At 40.1% G+C, this 15,090-nt stretch carries 19 protein-coding genes; 7 read left to right on the top strand and 12 right to left on the bottom strand.

Features of this window, described 5'->3' with window-relative positions; translation table 11 throughout:
* Positions 1-175 precede the first annotated feature (175 nt).
* From DFR59_RS04245 to DFR59_RS04225, 5 genes are all read left to right on the top strand, one after another.
* Positions 176-511: a hypothetical protein gene (locus tag DFR59_RS04245; protein ID WP_114744383.1), complete on the top strand. Its 336-nt coding sequence runs from the start codon at positions 176-178 to the stop codon at positions 509-511.
* The gene (locus DFR59_RS04240) at positions 512-1,045 is read left to right on the top strand and encodes an ABC transporter permease subunit (protein ID WP_114744382.1); all 534 of its coding nucleotides are present in this window, start codon (positions 512-514) and stop codon (positions 1,043-1,045) included.
* Positions 1,046-2,086, top strand: coding sequence for an ABC transporter permease subunit (locus DFR59_RS04235; RefSeq protein WP_114744381.1), 1,041 nt, complete (start codon positions 1,046-1,048; stop codon positions 2,084-2,086). It begins immediately after the preceding gene.
* Positions 2,087-2,458: 372 nt separating this feature from the next.
* On the top strand, positions 2,459-3,106 hold the full coding sequence (locus DFR59_RS04230) for an SDR family NAD(P)-dependent oxidoreductase (RefSeq protein ID WP_114744380.1): 648 nt from the start codon (positions 2,459-2,461) through the stop codon (positions 3,104-3,106).
* A 27-nt stretch (positions 3,107-3,133) separates the two neighbouring features.
* Positions 3,134-3,658 (top strand): NAD(P)H-dependent oxidoreductase, encoded by a 525-nt coding sequence (locus DFR59_RS04225; RefSeq protein WP_114744379.1) that lies wholly within the window; start codon positions 3,134-3,136, stop codon positions 3,656-3,658.
* 52 nt (positions 3,659-3,710) lie between these two features.
* On the opposite strand, the gene DFR59_RS04220 is transcribed toward DFR59_RS04225, so the two are convergent.
* The 8 genes from DFR59_RS04220 to DFR59_RS20485 form a co-directional block, all read right to left on the bottom strand.
* Entirely contained in the window at positions 3,711-4,454 is a 744-nt protein-coding gene (locus DFR59_RS04220) for a sulfite exporter TauE/SafE family protein (RefSeq protein WP_114744378.1), read from the bottom strand.
* A gap of 95 nt (positions 4,455-4,549) precedes the next feature.
* Positions 4,550-4,726: a hypothetical protein gene (locus tag DFR59_RS20230; protein ID WP_170137262.1), complete on the bottom strand. Its 177-nt coding sequence runs from the start codon at positions 4,724-4,726 to the stop codon at positions 4,550-4,552.
* A 66-nt stretch (positions 4,727-4,792) separates the two neighbouring features.
* Positions 4,793-5,419 (bottom strand): class I SAM-dependent methyltransferase, encoded by a 627-nt coding sequence (locus tag DFR59_RS04215; RefSeq protein ID WP_114744377.1) that lies wholly within the window; start codon positions 5,417-5,419, stop codon positions 4,793-4,795.
* A gap of 72 nt (positions 5,420-5,491) precedes the next feature.
* Entirely contained in the window at positions 5,492-6,094 is a 603-nt protein-coding gene (locus tag DFR59_RS04210; RefSeq protein ID WP_114744376.1) for a hypothetical protein, read from the bottom strand.
* A gap of 55 nt (positions 6,095-6,149) precedes the next feature.
* Entirely contained in the window at positions 6,150-7,361 is a 1,212-nt protein-coding gene (locus tag DFR59_RS04205) for an MFS transporter (protein WP_114744375.1), read from the bottom strand.
* Positions 7,358-8,392 carry an ArsR/SmtB family transcription factor gene (locus tag DFR59_RS04200; RefSeq protein ID WP_114744374.1) on the bottom strand — a complete coding sequence of 345 codons (1,035 nt, stop codon included), beginning with the start codon at positions 8,390-8,392 and terminating at the stop codon, positions 7,358-7,360. Before DFR59_RS04200 ends, DFR59_RS04205 begins: the two co-directional genes overlap by 4 nt.
* Before the next feature lie 124 nt (positions 8,393-8,516).
* Entirely contained in the window at positions 8,517-8,888 is a 372-nt protein-coding gene (locus DFR59_RS04195) for an NUDIX hydrolase (RefSeq protein WP_114744373.1), read from the bottom strand.
* A gap of 171 nt (positions 8,889-9,059) precedes the next feature.
* On the bottom strand, positions 9,060-9,899 hold the full coding sequence (locus tag DFR59_RS20485; protein ID WP_114744372.1) for an STAS domain-containing protein: 840 nt from the start codon (positions 9,897-9,899) through the stop codon (positions 9,060-9,062).
* A 183-nt stretch (positions 9,900-10,082) separates the two neighbouring features.
* Here DFR59_RS20485 and DFR59_RS04185 point away from each other — a divergent pair, with 183 nt between their 5' ends.
* Complete coding sequence (locus tag DFR59_RS04185) at positions 10,083-10,451, top strand: hypothetical protein (RefSeq protein ID WP_114744371.1); 369 nt, start codon at positions 10,083-10,085, stop codon at positions 10,449-10,451.
* 130 nt (positions 10,452-10,581) lie between these two features.
* Here the strand turns inward: DFR59_RS04185 and DFR59_RS04180 are convergent, their stop codons facing one another.
* A complete protein-coding gene (locus DFR59_RS04180; protein WP_114744370.1) occupies positions 10,582-11,970 on the bottom strand; it encodes a bifunctional metallophosphatase/5'-nucleotidase in 1,389 nt (462 codons plus the stop codon).
* Positions 11,971-12,114: 144 nt separating this feature from the next.
* On the opposite strand from DFR59_RS04180, the gene DFR59_RS04175 reads away from it, so the two are divergent.
* The gene (locus DFR59_RS04175) at positions 12,115-12,531 is read left to right on the top strand and encodes a universal stress protein (RefSeq protein ID WP_114744369.1); all 417 of its coding nucleotides are present in this window, start codon (positions 12,115-12,117) and stop codon (positions 12,529-12,531) included.
* A 23-nt stretch (positions 12,532-12,554) separates the two neighbouring features.
* On the opposite strand, the gene DFR59_RS04170 is transcribed toward DFR59_RS04175, so the two are convergent.
* The 3 genes from DFR59_RS04170 to DFR59_RS04160 are packed head-to-tail and all read right to left on the bottom strand — an operon-like array spanning position 12,555 to position 15,037.
* Positions 12,555-13,346 (bottom strand): TrbG/VirB9 family P-type conjugative transfer protein, encoded by a 792-nt coding sequence (locus DFR59_RS04170; protein WP_114744368.1) that lies wholly within the window; start codon positions 13,344-13,346, stop codon positions 12,555-12,557.
* An 11-nt stretch (positions 13,347-13,357) separates the two neighbouring features.
* Positions 13,358-14,209, bottom strand: coding sequence for a GNAT family N-acetyltransferase (locus DFR59_RS04165; RefSeq protein WP_114744367.1), 852 nt, complete (start codon positions 14,207-14,209; stop codon positions 13,358-13,360).
* Positions 14,210-15,037 carry a DUF1835 domain-containing protein gene (locus DFR59_RS04160; protein WP_158538310.1) on the bottom strand — a complete coding sequence of 276 codons (828 nt, stop codon included), beginning with the start codon at positions 15,035-15,037 and terminating at the stop codon, positions 14,210-14,212.
* Positions 15,038-15,090: the final 53 nt, after the last annotated feature.

The following is a 15,090-nucleotide window of genomic DNA, read 5'->3' as shown; positions in this document are numbered from 1 at the left end:
GAAAACCATTATCGAGTTTCAGACAAATCCTTCCATTAAATTATACCATAATTTTACTTTTTAAACCTTCTGCAAAGAACAGAAAAGACTAAATTCTAATTTTATTAAATATGGATTTATTATCCATAATCAATTAAACTCTAACTATTGATGTCTATTTGAAAGGGGCATTCCTTTGCTTAAATCTACTTTTCCACTTTTGATTAAATTCCTTTATGTCATACTGGGGATCATACTATTAAGTTCATTGATTGGCTTATTCTCTAACGGCATCCATTTGGACGCTATACTGTTTTTCAAATATATCAAACACATTATTTATTCATTTATACAGCCTGATCAGTTAATTGTAATAGGTATGAACGGGGCTTCCTACTCCATTTTCCCGACCATTTGGCCTTTTTATAACTATTCGCAAATCCTTTTCTTCAGCTCTTTCCTATTGTCCATCCTGATTGGAATGATTCTTTCCTATGTCACGATGATTCTTCCTGAAAAAGGTGAGAAATGAATGATTGGATTAACTTCCGTTTTTGAATCCCTGCCAGATATCTTTACACTAGTTGTACTTCAATTAGTGGTCATCAAATACTTCGAGGCGACAGGCATCCTTTTATTCCCGGTTGCGGGTTCATTCGGAGAGCAGCCCTATGTTCTTCCCATTCTCATTCTGGCCATAATCCCTTCCATCCAAATGTTCTCGATTATTCATTTGTTTGTAAAAGATGAACTGAGCAAGCCTTATATTACACTTGCCAAAAGCAAAGGCTACACACGTACATACATTTTCTTTATCCATTTAATTCGGAATATCATCCCTAATATTTTTAACCACTCCAAATCTGTCATCCTGCTCCTTTTATCTAGCTTGATCGTTTTAGAGCGCCTTTTCAATTTGCAAGGGCTCAATACGTACCTGTTTACTTATCCTGAACCGAATATCATTGCTTTCAGCCTCATTATGCTCTACTTGCCGATTTTTGGATTTTATTTACTCATCAATGGTGTGACAGTTTGGAAAACTGGACAGAGGGTGGAAATGTAAATGTTAATCAAAGGTCTATTTAAAAATAAATTGTTTCTTATCGGGTTCCTATTCATCTTCGGACTATTCACTGCCAGCCTTCTCTATTTCTTCATCAAACATGACCAGATTCCAACAACCGGACTTCTGTTCGATGACCATAAAAAAGCGATCAGACCACCATATAGCATGAAGACTTTCCCTCCATTTGGAACGGACATATTCGGGAGGGACGTGCTTTACGTGATGTTTGTAGGAGCAAAATATACAATCGGGGCAGCAATAATCATCACTTTATTACGGGTTCTTCCTTCCACGATAATGGGTTTCATCCTGCATTTTTATTTTCGGAAAATAGAGAAGCCTCTCGCTTCCATCATTGATGCAGCAAACTTCTTTCCCATCACTCTACTTGCCTTTATGCTTTTGAAATGGATCTGTTTGGATGGAATGATCCCACATGCATTTGGCCAGCAGCCTATGCCCTATTCTTTTTGGGAAAGGGTCATGATTTTCATACTGGTTTTAGCCTCATTGACCATACCTTCGTTGACATTGCTCATTTCAAAAGAAATCAAGTTGATAATGAATAAAGAATTCATTTCCTGCTCAAGGACCTTAGGGGCGGCAAATTTCCACTTGATATCAAAACACGTCCGTCCTTTTCTCGTACCCCAGCTTTTCATCATTGCACTGCGGGAGCTGATCCAGACACTTGTCCTTCTCTCTCATCTCGGCGTATTGGGAATCTTCATGGGCGGTGTAGGAATGAAGGAAGACCTTTTCAAATTGACTAGACCGGTTTCACTGTCCAATGAATGGGCCGGTTCTTTAGGGGACTGGTGGGATTTTATATGGACTGCCTATCCATGGCTTACTTTCGTTCCGGTGTTGTTTTTCACATTTACTATTCTAGCTGCTAAATGTATGCTTGTAGGATTGAAGCAAGTTGCTGGGACTGAATCATTACAGGCTTCCCGTCCCACAAAAAAGTTTTCGAGTAAACTGCCAACTGGGACTCATGATCTTTTTTCATTTGCGAAGAAAGATTTTCAACAGTAAAAAATCAGCGCCAATTTGGCACTGATTTTTTATTTTATGAAATAGGAATCGTCTTTTGCTAAATCCCTATCTATTCGATAATTGTCCGTGTCTAACCTAGGATCGGATGCACCATGCTTTTTGTCAAAATAAATAAGAACGGGTATGAGAATGAACAGCGGAGAAAGGATAAAAAGCCATATCATTAGTAGCACCTCCACTTCTTCTTTTCCTTATTATACCATAAATACAGGAGCATTTTGAAAATTCCATCAAAAATATTGATAAAATACTGAAGTTCCTTGATAAAAATGATTGACTGATAAAAGTTTGCATGTTTTAATTTGTATGTACAAACAACAAAAACACAAATTATTTACAGGAGGAAATCTCATGACAAATAAAGTGATGCTCGTTATCGGTGCCGGCCCTGGTGTGAGCTTAAACACTGCTAAAAAATTTGGGAAAGAAGGTTTCCAGCTTGCCCTTATCGCACGTCGAAAAGATGCTTTGGACCAGTACACAAGAGAATTGGCCGACAGTGGCATAGAAGCAAAAGGATTTACAGGAGACATTGCGTCTGGAGATAGCTTGAAAAATGTCATTCAAGAAGTCTTAAACACATACGGTTCCATTGACACCATGCTCTATAATGCCGCTGCTGGAAAACCGGGAAAACCTACTGAATTGAATGCAGAAGATTTATTGGCAGACTTTAATATCAGCGTCGCGGGTGCTTTGACAGCAGTTAAAGAAGTCGTTCCACACATGGAAAAAGGAACAATCCTTCTTACAGGAGGCGGCCTTGCTCTTCATCCTTATGCAGACTATGCTTCCCTTGCTGTTGGAAAAGCTGGAATCCGAAACCTTGCTTATAGTTTAAATCAGGAATTGAGCGCAAAAAACATTTATGTAGGAACGCTGACGATTGCCGGCTTCGTTCAAGATGGGACGTATTTTTCAGCTGAGAATATTGCAGATGCTTTCTATGAAATGTACGTAAATCGTACAGATGTGGAAATTGTTTATCAAGAAAATTAATCATTGGATATAAAGGAGAATAAAAGTATGAAAACACTAGTCATCATCGCTCACCCCCATTTAGATCAATCACGAGTAAACTTATCTTGGATGAAACGTTTGCAGGAGGACACAAGCATCACGGTCCATGACCTCTACGCAGTGTATCCTGACGGAAAAATTGATGCAGCTGCGGAACAAAAGCTTTTGTTAGAGCATGACCGCATTGTATTCCAATTCCCTTTCTATTGGTACAGCAGCCCTGCTTTATTAAAAGAATGGCAGGATATCGTTCTTGAATACGGCTGGGCATACGGAAGTGAAGGAACTAAGCTTCACGGAAAAGAATTCGTCATTGCCACTTCCACAGGAGGCCCCGCTGCAGCCTATCAAGCAGGAGGCTACAACCAATTCAGCATGAGCGAACTGACAAAACCATTCCATGCAATGGCAAACCTTACCGGCATGCGATTCCTTCCATCCTTCACCCTTCAAGGAGTAAGGACGCTTACAGATGAGCAAATCGCAGAGAGTGCAGAAGCATTGGTGAACTACTTGAAACAGCAGATGTAAGAAACTAGAAAGGAGGATCCCCTTTTATGGAAATCCTCCTTTTCTGCAATCCTTATGTAATCAATAGCATGATGCCTAAAACAATGATAAGAATATATACATATCGTTCAAATTTTTTCGGATGGATTTTTTGGTGAACGACTCTCCCTAGCCAGGTGGCCAATAAAATGAAAGGCAGCGACAATCCAAAAAGTATAAACAATTCTTTGGACCATAGACCGCCAATGGCCTGCCCCGAAACAATAAACATTCCTGAAATCAAAAAATGCGCCTGCATCATACTCCTGAATTTGGATGGCTCCCATTTTTGGAGTGTGGCATAAATCACGACAGGCACCCCATTAAAATTATAGGCACTGCCTAAAGCTCCAGATGCAAGTCCGAATGGGAGTGCCCAATTCGGGTTAGAAAATCGTTCTTTAGAAACAGAATTGAATAAGTATGGCTTGCCTAAGGAATAAACACCATATAAAACCAAAAAGACCCCGAGACCGGTTGTCACATATATAGAAGGAATCGACTTGATAATGAAAATACCAATCGGAATCCCGACAATGGTCGTGATGGCCAATTTTAAAATAACAGGCTTATCAATTTCTTTCCAGCCTGATTTTAAGGACAATAAAGCTACCATAAGTCCTGCGAGCCCAATTAGTGAAACAGATGTGTTCAGTTTTAACGGAAGCAGCGCTAAGATCGGCATACTGACAACCGCTTCCCCAAACCCGAAAGTCGACCTCGTAAGCGCCCCTAAAAAAACGGCTCCCAACACAGCAAAAAGCAATGACCATTCCATAATAAAATGAACTCCCTTAAATTTATGAAATGCCATTATATCATATTTGACTCGAATCCCTTCCGCCGCTGGATAAACATATAGAGATATTCCCCCTAAAACCCTCCGCCATTATTGTGCTTGTTATCCCCCATCATGAAGTTTTGATCATCACCAGCCTTAGCATGTGGATGAGTCAATTTGTCAGGATTGTTCCGGATCTTTTTTCTTTTTCGGTCAACCAAAAAGGCAAAAACCAAGACTGAAGAAACAAACGAAATGAACCATGCCATCCTCTTCCCCTCCTTTTGCAGATTATAAGAAAAGGAACAGATCATTCTGCCCCCTTCCCAGTTTGTTTATTTCTGTATCACAATGACTCCCCCACAATGAGAAATAGGATAAAAATCACTTTTGCTTAATTCTTTAATGGATTCTTGGAATTCATCAAAAACGAAATAAAATTCATCTTCGTCCCAATGATGAAGATTATCCAACCGGCATGCTTCCAATTCTTTTCGTGTAGCAAATGCGATATCCCCGATCAGGATTTTCCCGCCCGGGTTCAGCCTCTTCATCAATTCTTGAATGAATTCTGCCTTCCCTTCATCTGTCAAATGATGCAGGGCATAGGTTGAAACGATAAAATCAAATGTTCTCTCTGTCAATTCTGGTGGAAATCCTTTTGAAATATCCCATTCTACCAACTGGGCATTGGGCATCTTTTTTTCCGCCAGCCTGATCATTTCGTCAGAAAAATCAATGCCTGCTATACTATACCCTTCATCATAGAGTCTTTTGGAAAGGACGCCTGTACCAAACCCGATGTCCAGTATAGAACCGTTTTCTTTTTCCTTAACCTCGTTGTACACCGTATTTAATATTTCTTTATATCCAGCAAATGGATAGCTGTTTTTCTCTTCAATCTGCTGGACGGTCTGCTCATAATCCTGTGCCCACAAATTGAAACCTTGTTTATTTAGCATGTTTATCCTCCAAACATCAATATTAACTTAAAATTCTATCTAATTACCATCATACCATTTTTACCCAATATTTCATTCATAAAAATCGGCTAGATTATTATCAAATGGAACTTTATTCTGCTCCAATGAAGCATTTATCCTTTGGCGGTTTTCCATAAATGCCGTATCAACCGGTATTACGATAGTTTTATTATCCGAAATGACAAATTCATATACTTTCAGAGTGCTCCCCCTATTGGGTTTTTTATCAAATACCGCATGCACTTGTTTGAAATCCTTCCAATGGTAGTCGGACTGACCCAACGACCATAATTCACGGTAATGCAGCCCTTCCTGATCGAAGTAGTAGTAAGTATTGAGAGATGTATAAAACAATGGACTGCTCAATAGGATGATGACCAAACTGACAAGTAGCACTGGCTTCTTATCTGTTTTCACTTTGATGATTAAATAAACGATCATTCCTGCGGTTATCAAAAGCATACCGCACATAAAAGTAATATAAGCTGAAGGCGGGGCCTTAAACAGCCAATGTGATTTAGAAAAGTGAATTGCATCCTGAATGAAAAAAACGACTACAATCGGAAGTACTAAACTGCTGATCAACATAATTACTATCCCTGAGAAAAGAAACGTTCCCGATTCCTGCGCAGGATCCTTCTTGCTTACAAACATCCTCAACACCCCTTTTTCATCTATGACTTTATTACGGCTCTAGATGGAAAAAGTTTCAAATATTCAGATTTATTTTCTTGTTCACAAGGAATGATTGAAAGTATGAGTACAGGGCTGGAATGAGGATGACGAGTCCGATGATTCCATAAATCATTCTTTCTGATGATCCGATTGAAGAGCAAAGGGTTGCGAATAGGATCCCTAAAGGCATCCCTACTCGAATAAATAACAGCCGGATGGAACTTAATTGTGATAGCCGCTCCTTAGGCGCCAATTTTTGAAAGAGAGCGGAACTCTGTGCATTGAATAGCGGAAAACAGATTCCACCAAATAATTCTGTCATCCATGCAAACGGGGCGGATGGCACGATGACTAAGAGCAGAAAAGAAGCTCCTCCCCCTGCCAAGCCGGCATACATGGCTTTGCGGCCTAAGTTGCTTCTGGAAAGTATAAAGGTTCCAATGGTGTAGCCAATCGGAAAAGCACCTGAAAAGATGGCATACATCCAATTTGCCCCTTTAAGTTCTTCTTTAATGAATGGAATATTAACAACGAGTGCTGCTCCTACGGCAAATTGCACTATGGAGGACAGTACGGTCAATTTCAAAAGGATGGGATATTGAAAAAATACGCGATACCCTTTCCTCATTTCACCCCACCAAAATTTCTTTGACCAGACAGAAGAATACTGTGGACTTGATTCTGGAAGTTTTTTGAGAGATACATAGCTAAGCAGAAACATACATGAGGAGATGAAATACAGTAAATGCATCGGAAAAATAATTAATAAAAGTGAGATAATCCCTGGTGCTAAAAAACTCATTATCCTGAGAGTACCGTCTAGGAGGGCATTGCATTTTTTCAGTTCATCCTCCTTGCACAAACTGGGAAGCAACGAAAACCCAAGACTCGCATAGATGGGCTGCAGCAAACCGAGCACGCATTGAAGAATGAACAATCCTGCAATCACAGCTGCCTTTGTATGGATCAGCGTACCGAGGAGAGGCAGCAGGTATGCCAATGCTCTTATCACCTGCACCCTTCTCATCAACCTTTCTTTTCTTACATGATTTAAAAATGGCGCACTTACCCCCTGCATCACTAGGGAAGGTAAAAAATAAATCAGCCAAATAGCCCCCATCCATTCCTTCGAACCCGTCCATTCAAACAGCAAAAGCCCATTGATGATCCCTCCGGCCGCTCCTCCGAACTCAGACACCACTTCTCCCATCCACAGCAGCTTGAATCCACGGGAACCTCCTATCATTTTTCCTCACCAATAAATCTGATCAATTCCTCAGAAAAATGTTGAAGGTGATTCATATTGATGGAATAGATCCCTTTATCCACCCTGATGAATTTCGCTCCCCTTAAAAGGGATAATTGATGATGAAGCGTCGTCTTGCTTACCTGAAATAATCTACTCATCTCCTGAAGTGACATGGAGCCTTTTCTTAATTCATATAAGACACTTAATCGCAGTCCATCCCCCAGTGCTTTATGACCTTGGACCAGCTGGGAAGATGGAACGCCCGGTTCTGAGAAGTATTCTTCCTTCACCGGATAAAAGAATAATTTCTCCTCCATCGTTCTCAACTCCAGCAGCCATGGCCGGTAGCTTATTTGGGGAATCATTTTCACAATCCAAATTCCCGGTTCTGGCTCATATTGGGCACCGCCCGTAATATGTTCAATTTGGCTGCTGGGATGAACGGTTTCCAAATTCGAATGTTCCTTCTGCTCTGATTCGAGGATTTCCATCCATTTTTCCCAATTGGGATGCTTGCACACCCATTCATACCAGCTCTCTACCGCTCCCTGGATCAATTTCTTTAATTGCTCATTGGAGTGTTTCAGGAGGGTATGCAGATAACCGTACAAATAGATGTGAGTTTGAAATAATTCTGTGTATTCATAGAGCTTGCTTGGGTTGGAGACAGATTCTTTTTTCAACCCTTCTGCTTCTCGGCTGTGATAGGGAAGAAGCGTTTCAAAGAATAACTCATCTTCCATTCGCTCTACCGTATGTATAAAGCTATCTATTGAATCCGCTGAAATCTTATTTTGAAGCATGATCATCCCGTACCAGAGATTCGTTTGTTCGATATATTCCAAGCGATTTAAAAGTGAAAGATCCATCGATTTCTCTTCTTCTATCCATTGATCATTTAAATGAAAGGTATGTCTATTCACTTTGTATGTAAAACCTGCAATTCCAAGAATGACTTCCCAAACAGGCGAAGATTCCGCTTTTAAAGCAACCGTTTCTCTTTTCGGTTCCAAATTCAATTTTTTCAATCTTCCTCACTCCTTTAAATTTATTCTACTTTTATCGAATGTTAAATTCAATAATTTTTGAATATTTTATTAACAAAAAAACGCTTGTAATAAATCAAGCGTTCAATCCTTTAACGATTAAAACCTATTTACCTTCTACCGCAGCAACTAATTTTAAAAGAGGAGCAGTAACCTTATCAAATTTCTCCGTATCAGAAAGGGGAATCCACGCGGCATCTATAATGTCGGAGTTTGCTTGATTATTCATATCAATGTGTAATTCTCCCCCAATGATATCCGCTGCGAAAGTATGTTTATTAGAATCCTCTAAGAGCAATCTATTTATTTTTATGTCGTATCCTGTTTCTTCTTTGACTTCACGAAGACAAGCCTGTTGAGGAGTTTCTCCTGCTTCAATTCCTCCACCGGGGAAGTTCCACACAATGTCTCCCCTTTGGACATATTGTTTGACCATTAGTACTTTATTGTCTTGAATTACAAGCGCTTGGGCAATCAATTCATCCCCTCCACATTCCTCTATATTATGAGAAATTCTGCACCAGCCCTGTTAATTCCTGCGCGTTTTGCTGCATGTTTTCTGCTGCTGATGCTTGAGATGCTTTCTTACAATAGGCACTTTTCTCAAAGTTTACAAAAAAAAGAGCCGCCAGCCCTTTAATACTGATTATCAAAGGATGACGGGTTCTTTTTCAGCGTTTTCGAGCGCTAATCTCAACGTAGAATAAGTAGGGATTTGTGAAAAATTCAATCCTAATTGAACAGATGTCTGTGCAATTTCCGGACGAATTCCAGTCAAGGTTGCTTGAACTCCTAGAAGTCCAAGTACTTGAATGAGTTGGAAAATTTCATGAGCAACCATAGTATCGATGATGGATACCCCTGAAAGGTCGATAAATAAGTGATCGACCTGCGATTCCATGCATTTTCCTGGGATGGTTTCGAGAATTAATTTTGCCCTCAAAGTATCAATATCGCCAATCAGGGGAAGAATCCCTTTGGATTGTGATATGGGAATGACAGGGGAACTTAATTCGGAAATCAAATTTTGCTGTGACACAAGACGCCTGGTAACAAGATTATAGTATTTTTCAGCAAAATCGATATTCAGCTGATCAAATGCGCTATTAATTTTGCTCGCCCATTCGCCCATGGCAGAAACCGTAATATTGTTTGCATTAGAGAATCTCTCGACAAATCTCCAGTAGACCTCTCTAACCTTGCTTAACGCCCAAAGCACTTCATAAATCGGTGTCTGGCTTTCCGCCCTGCTATGTGCGACGGTAACTGCCCACTGTTCCAATTGCTCATTAAATTTATCTTTGTCTTCTAGTAAAACACTTGAAACTGTCATGTTGGTCAACTCATTCTGTTTACGAAGAAGTTCCACCGTGTCTGTATTGGCATCCTTGGAATAAACGGATCCATTTTTTTCATCTCGCATTTTAAGCCATTCATCGGTTATTTCATTTAAATGTTCAACCAAATATTGATAAAGTTCTTGATCCATCCTATTCCCGCCTTCAAAACTAATAAGTTCGTACTTTAACAGTCTATTTCATTATATAGAAGGAAATGGATTTTTCAACTATTTAGACTTTCGAAATAGTAAATCCTTTTTACAAATGTTGAAATAATTATTCACATAAGCTTTAGAAAAAATGATATGCTGGTAAAAAAAGGGTGGATTCTAATGAAGAAAATAGCTGCCATTATATCTGTTGTTTTTCTGATATCACTCGGTCTATTCCTATACTTCTCTAATAAGCCCCTCATCACAAATTCATACGATAAAATCACTGTTAAAGAAATGGATGGATCTGAACAAATTATTAGTGACTCCAAAACGATTGTTACTATTGTTCAAGAGATCAATCAACATCCCCGTCGACTCTCATTGCTCGATTCTCAATTTGAAGACGATTCTATAAAGCACAGTCTAATTGTGTTCGAAAAAGGGAATCAGCATATAACGATGGATTATATGCCCTCGAATGGGATACTTTATTACGGCCCTTGGAAAATTCACGATATAAATAATCTCTTCAACCCTCTGAAATAAGCTCTTTATAATAAAGAATAGTAGCATCCTTTTTCCCATCAGGTGATAGTGCAAATCCAGGGATTCATCCCGCAGCTTTCACTTCTTGAATGGTTGTTAATTCAACGATCTCCATACATTCGTCCCTTTCTCAGACCTTGATACGGCTTTTCTCAACCCATCTTTTCCTCACAGCACGCTTAACAAATTCGCTTTTTTTCGCATAGATCTCAATGACATCTTTGATCTCCTCGGCCATGTAACGGTCATTCTTATTGTGTGCAAGAGATGGATACCCTGAACCTCTTTGCAGATAGTCAGAACTTGCGACGCGATACCATTTTTCTGCCTCAATGGGTTCATTGCCAATGGTCATATGCAAAATCTTCTTCCCATCATGAATGATGGCCGCTCCAGAAACATGCAGCCTGCCGACAAAGCGCCCCCTGAAGCCTGGTCCTCGCCCATCTGCCATGCAGACCTGTGCATCAAGAGAGTCCTCCAACGCTTTCAATAAATGCTCGCCCTGAATTTCAAAATAAGTCGGATTCAGTGGGGATGGGCATGTTTCAATTAATTTCTTGCGTGAAATAAACCCAAAAGCACCAGCGTTGACGATCCCGCTATTGATCAATCCGAGTTCCGCCCCAAGCATATCCTTTAAACCATCGGCAATCAGATTGGAAATCGGATTTTCTTCGATTACATCGTGCCACAGGGGCTCATTAAGCGAGTAAAGCGGCTGGCTCAGAATATCCACTGCTTTTTCTTTATTTCTTTGAAGAATGGAAAGGGTTCTTTCATCCCCTTCAAAATCTTTCGTTTCAATCATTTTGGAATCGATAAGTGAAACACCAGCTTCTGTCACTTCAATTTCAATAACACCGACGTGCTCCCCGTAGTTCCCTGCACTGTTCCAGATGATCCCTTGTTGAACTTTCACCTCTGAAAAAAGCTGATGGTCATGGGCGGAGAGGATGACATCAATCCCATCCAATTCCCCGATCAATTCCACGTCAGCAAATGTCCCGACATGGTTCAAAAGGATGCCGACATCATACAATCCTTTATTTTTCTCTAATTCTTCCTGAATCGCTTGTTTAAAATCAGTCATATGGATGCCAAGTCCATCACAGAAAACACCCATATCAGGCGAGGTGCCTGTTATAAAGAATCGAATGCCTTGCTTTTCAATAATCGTGCTGGATAACAGCCCATTAATACTAGTACGATCCTTTCTGAATAAATTTGCGCTGATGAATGGAATCCTGCCATCCTCCGCCATGTGCTCGAGTGTATCGACTCCATTGAACATTTCATTATTCCCGACGGTCAAAGCATCATACCCTGCTTCTGTCAAGAGTTCGATGGCAGCGATCCCCCTGGTGCCCTGCAGTTCAATACTTTTAAAGTCGGCAAAATCCCCGCCGTCCAATAGGAGGGTATGTTCATTTTTCTCTTTCTTAATCACTGTCGCCGCCCTGGCAAATGCCTCAAAGTGACTATGCAGATCATTCGTATGTATGATTTTAAACCTCATGTGTAGACTCCTTATTATTGGATTTGTTTTCCACTTACAACGATTCGATAAAATTAGTCAAATTTCCTCTTTCCTACTGTCAAAATACCATTATCCAATTATTCTGAAAAATGATAGAATAGTTGTATCAAGGAGGTGGTTCATGTGTTCAAACACATCTTGCTGGCATCCGACGGTTCCAAACATGCCCAAAGAGCTGCAGAAACAGCAGCAGCTCTCGGAAGCCTGGCACAATCCGCAGTAACTGTACTGTATGTAATTGACAGTTCATCTTCTAAATCTGATGTCCTTTCTAAAGGAAGCAAAGAAGCCATTCAATTCGAAAGAGAAAAGAAGCTTGAATCCACCCATGAAATACTTAAGGAAAAATGCGTTCATTTTAAAACAGAATTTGTACGGGGAGATCCGGGTCCATCTATTGTAGAGTTTGCCAATAAGAACGGATATGACCTCCTGATAGTCGGGAGCAGGGGCTTGAACAGCCTCCAGGAAATGGTGCTGGGAAGCGTAAGCCATAAAGTGGCCAAACGAGTGAACTGTCCTGTAATGATTGTGAAGTGACTATTGACGGGGGAATCTTCCCCCTAAAAGTTTGATTCCGGCATTAAATCACTCAACAAAAGCCCCTTCTTGCCCACTTTCCACGATTGATCTGATTCAACATTGCTGACTAAACCTTTATCAAAGGAAAAGCAGAATCTGTCCTCAAAATTTCTCTTAATCGAAAAATACAATTCCTTTTCATCTGGAAGGAAAATCAAGGAGAGCTGTGTTGGGTAATCTCCTCTTGATTGACACGCTTTTTCCAATACCTCAAATCCCTTATCAATCGAAAAATTGTTTTCTTCCTCGTTTAAATAGTTTTTAACAATCTGATAACGATCCATTCCTGGCTCAGAAGTGGAATAGTTCGACGCTGATTGAGATAAAGGAAAATTGGTCAGTACCTGTACTTTTCCCCCGCCAGCATCCATATGCTCTCTTCCCGGAGAAACAATGAATGTTTCTCTCTGGTTGGTGCATAGTAAACTATGGACACTGTGCCCAGGGACATTGACAATGTTCTTTTCACTCAATAACTCTGCTAGATTAATAGAATCCAATTTACCCGATAGAACTTCATCAAACAATCGGATAATATGGACGACATTCTTCCCTCTTCGATAATTCCCCTCTTCTCTGCCTTCTACCATCTGAAGATTCATGAATGCACCATTTTTATTCATCCCAAGCGCAGGCAGAAACGTTCCACTGTCGCTTTGAAAAATTGTCAATCGCCCATCATTGGTATGTGAAAACTTAATCGGACGATCTCCAATATCAAAATTCATGCCAATGAACCTTTTTTCAGCATTTAAAACAAAGCTTGTACACATATCAACACTTCCTACTTTTCAAATATGGGAATAACAGCAGCACAACAAGTTTTTTCATAAAATTCGATAGGACCTGCTCCTCCTATCACTGCGTACTCATAATTCCTGTTAGACATCTCTTTAAGGCATGATAGTAAAAGGTTCTTCCCCATGCCTCCTTGGCGGCTTTCAGGCAAAACTCCCATCGGTCCAAAATAGCCCTTCTTTTTCTTATAGGCATCAAATGCTGCAAACCCGATATAATCCCCTTTTTCATTCTCTGCCAAAAAGACGGTAGGGACTTCCGTTTCCATTCCGTTCCATACTGTTTCTGCCCAATCCGCTGAAAAATGTTCTCGTACAAACGCACAGACTCTTTCCTTTTCTTCAACTCTAGCTACTCTAATAAAAGAATCCTCAAAAGACTTCTCCATGATGGAAGGCAGGTGGACAATCAAATCCCTTGCAGTGGTTCCGTGGGAAATCAGTACGGCCTTCTGTTCTTTAGTAAGCAAATGATCTACTTCCCCTGACATCATGAGAGCTTTGAGCACATGACCTTCATTTAAATGAAATTGGCCGTACCTTTCCCTTATTTCGGTTGCTTTTAAAAAGAGCTCCAGAATGGAAGATGTGACTCTAGTTTTAAAAATGGGGTGAACAAACCCTTCTTTCTTTGAATGTTCCATCCCTCTTTTTATGCTCTCAAGATGAAACTGACCTTTCAAAAAGATCTCTCCAAAAACGCCGGTCCTTTCCATTAGAAAAGCAGCCAATAAATGATCAGGGTCCACAATTAAACACTTATCTCTAACCGCTTCTTTTTCTGCATTTTCAATGATTCTTTTCAAACGATCTGTCATTTCAAATCGATCGCTGCCCATTTACTTTCCCCCTCTATACCTGATACTGTAATTCCTCAACCCTTCCAATTTTCCTTTATAATCAAATATCCCTTGTTGTATAAGATGGCGCACCCGATACTCGTAAAAACCATCCCCTACATATTGCTCTATCTGTCCAATGGCTTCTCCTATCAAGCGGGCAGCCTTCATGTATTCCTTTTTGTGTGAAGCAATATCCACCAGCATACGATCAAAATAATCTTCCTCAACACTTTTGATTTCTGAGGACTGCCAAATTCTTAGTATGCTCTCTCCTTTGTTTAGTTCTCTCCACTCTTGTAAAAGGCTGTCCTTTTCCTCTTCCGTCACACTTTCATTCGTTTCCTCCCATAATAGAACCATATCTTCAGGAAAAACCTCACCCGTATGTAGAAATGTATAAGTTACCCCGGGAGTTTTGCAGTGCTTGTTATAAGCGTGGGTGGAATTAATGATGAAAATGTCGTTGGGATGATTTCTTAATAGGTGCAGTACAAATCTCAGACCAGTCTGTTCATGTGCGTTTTCACCAGTCCAAATGATAATGGATTCATGCGGCGGAATTTCGTGGATGGAGTGAATGCAGTCGAGGAATGAATCAATATAGTATTCTACAGAAAATGGGTCAAAAAATTCATGGTAGAGATGATCTTGGATCCATTTCCCCCTTAATTCAATCCCTTCCTTACCATCTAAGTCAGAAATGGGTCCATATGCCAGGTTAGTTGGAAAATAAATGATGAACTGACCTTCCGTAATTCCTTCATTTTTAAAACCAAACCGCAGAGATGCTGCAGGTGATTCTCCAAATAAGATATGTACGCTCATCGTTCTCTCCTTTGAATCAATTTCAACCATTATACAATATTTTCTAGTATTTT

The organism is Falsibacillus pallidus (genome assembly GCF_003350505.1).
GTDB classification, from domain to species: Bacteria; Bacillota; Bacilli; order Bacillales; family DSM-25281; genus Falsibacillus; species Falsibacillus pallidus.
Note: the sequence above shows the minus strand (reverse complement) of the source record. Positions and strands in the feature narration are given on the sequence as shown.

Coding starts and splice junctions, on each gene's coding strand:
- DFR59_RS04240 (WP_114744382.1), top strand. CDS start 512: ATGATTGGATTAACTTCCGTTTTTGAATCCCTGCCAGATATCTTTACA.
- DFR59_RS04235 (WP_114744381.1), top strand. CDS start 1,046: ATGTTAATCAAAGGTCTATTTAAAAATAAATTGTTTCTTATCGGGTTC.
- DFR59_RS04230 (WP_114744380.1), top strand. CDS start 2,459: ATGACAAATAAAGTGATGCTCGTTATCGGTGCCGGCCCTGGTGTGAGC.
- DFR59_RS04225 (WP_114744379.1), top strand. CDS start 3,134: ATGAAAACACTAGTCATCATCGCTCACCCCCATTTAGATCAATCACGA.
- DFR59_RS04220 (WP_114744378.1), bottom strand. CDS start 4,454: ATGGAATGGTCATTGCTTTTTGCTGTGTTGGGAGCCGTTTTTTTAGGG.
- DFR59_RS20230 (WP_170137262.1), bottom strand. CDS start 4,726: ATGGCATGGTTCATTTCGTTTGTTTCTTCAGTCTTGGTTTTTGCCTTT.
- DFR59_RS04215 (WP_114744377.1), bottom strand. CDS start 5,419: ATGCTAAATAAACAAGGTTTCAATTTGTGGGCACAGGATTATGAGCAG.
- DFR59_RS04210 (WP_114744376.1), bottom strand. CDS start 6,094: ATGTTTGTAAGCAAGAAGGATCCTGCGCAGGAATCGGGAACGTTTCTT.
- DFR59_RS04205 (WP_114744375.1), bottom strand. CDS start 7,361: ATGATAGGAGGTTCCCGTGGATTCAAGCTGCTGTGGATGGGAGAAGTG.
- DFR59_RS20485 (WP_114744372.1), bottom strand. CDS start 9,899: ATGGATCAAGAACTTTATCAATATTTGGTTGAACATTTAAATGAAATA.
- DFR59_RS04185 (WP_114744371.1), top strand. CDS start 10,083: ATGAAGAAAATAGCTGCCATTATATCTGTTGTTTTTCTGATATCACTC.
- DFR59_RS04180 (WP_114744370.1), bottom strand. CDS start 11,970: ATGAGGTTTAAAATCATACATACGAATGATCTGCATAGTCACTTTGAG.
- DFR59_RS04170 (WP_114744368.1), bottom strand. CDS start 13,346: ATGTGTACAAGCTTTGTTTTAAATGCTGAAAAAAGGTTCATTGGCATG.
- DFR59_RS04165 (WP_114744367.1), bottom strand. CDS start 14,209: ATGGGCAGCGATCGATTTGAAATGACAGATCGTTTGAAAAGAATCATT.
- DFR59_RS04160 (WP_158538310.1), bottom strand. CDS start 15,037: ATGAGCGTACATATCTTATTTGGAGAATCACCTGCAGCATCTCTGCGG.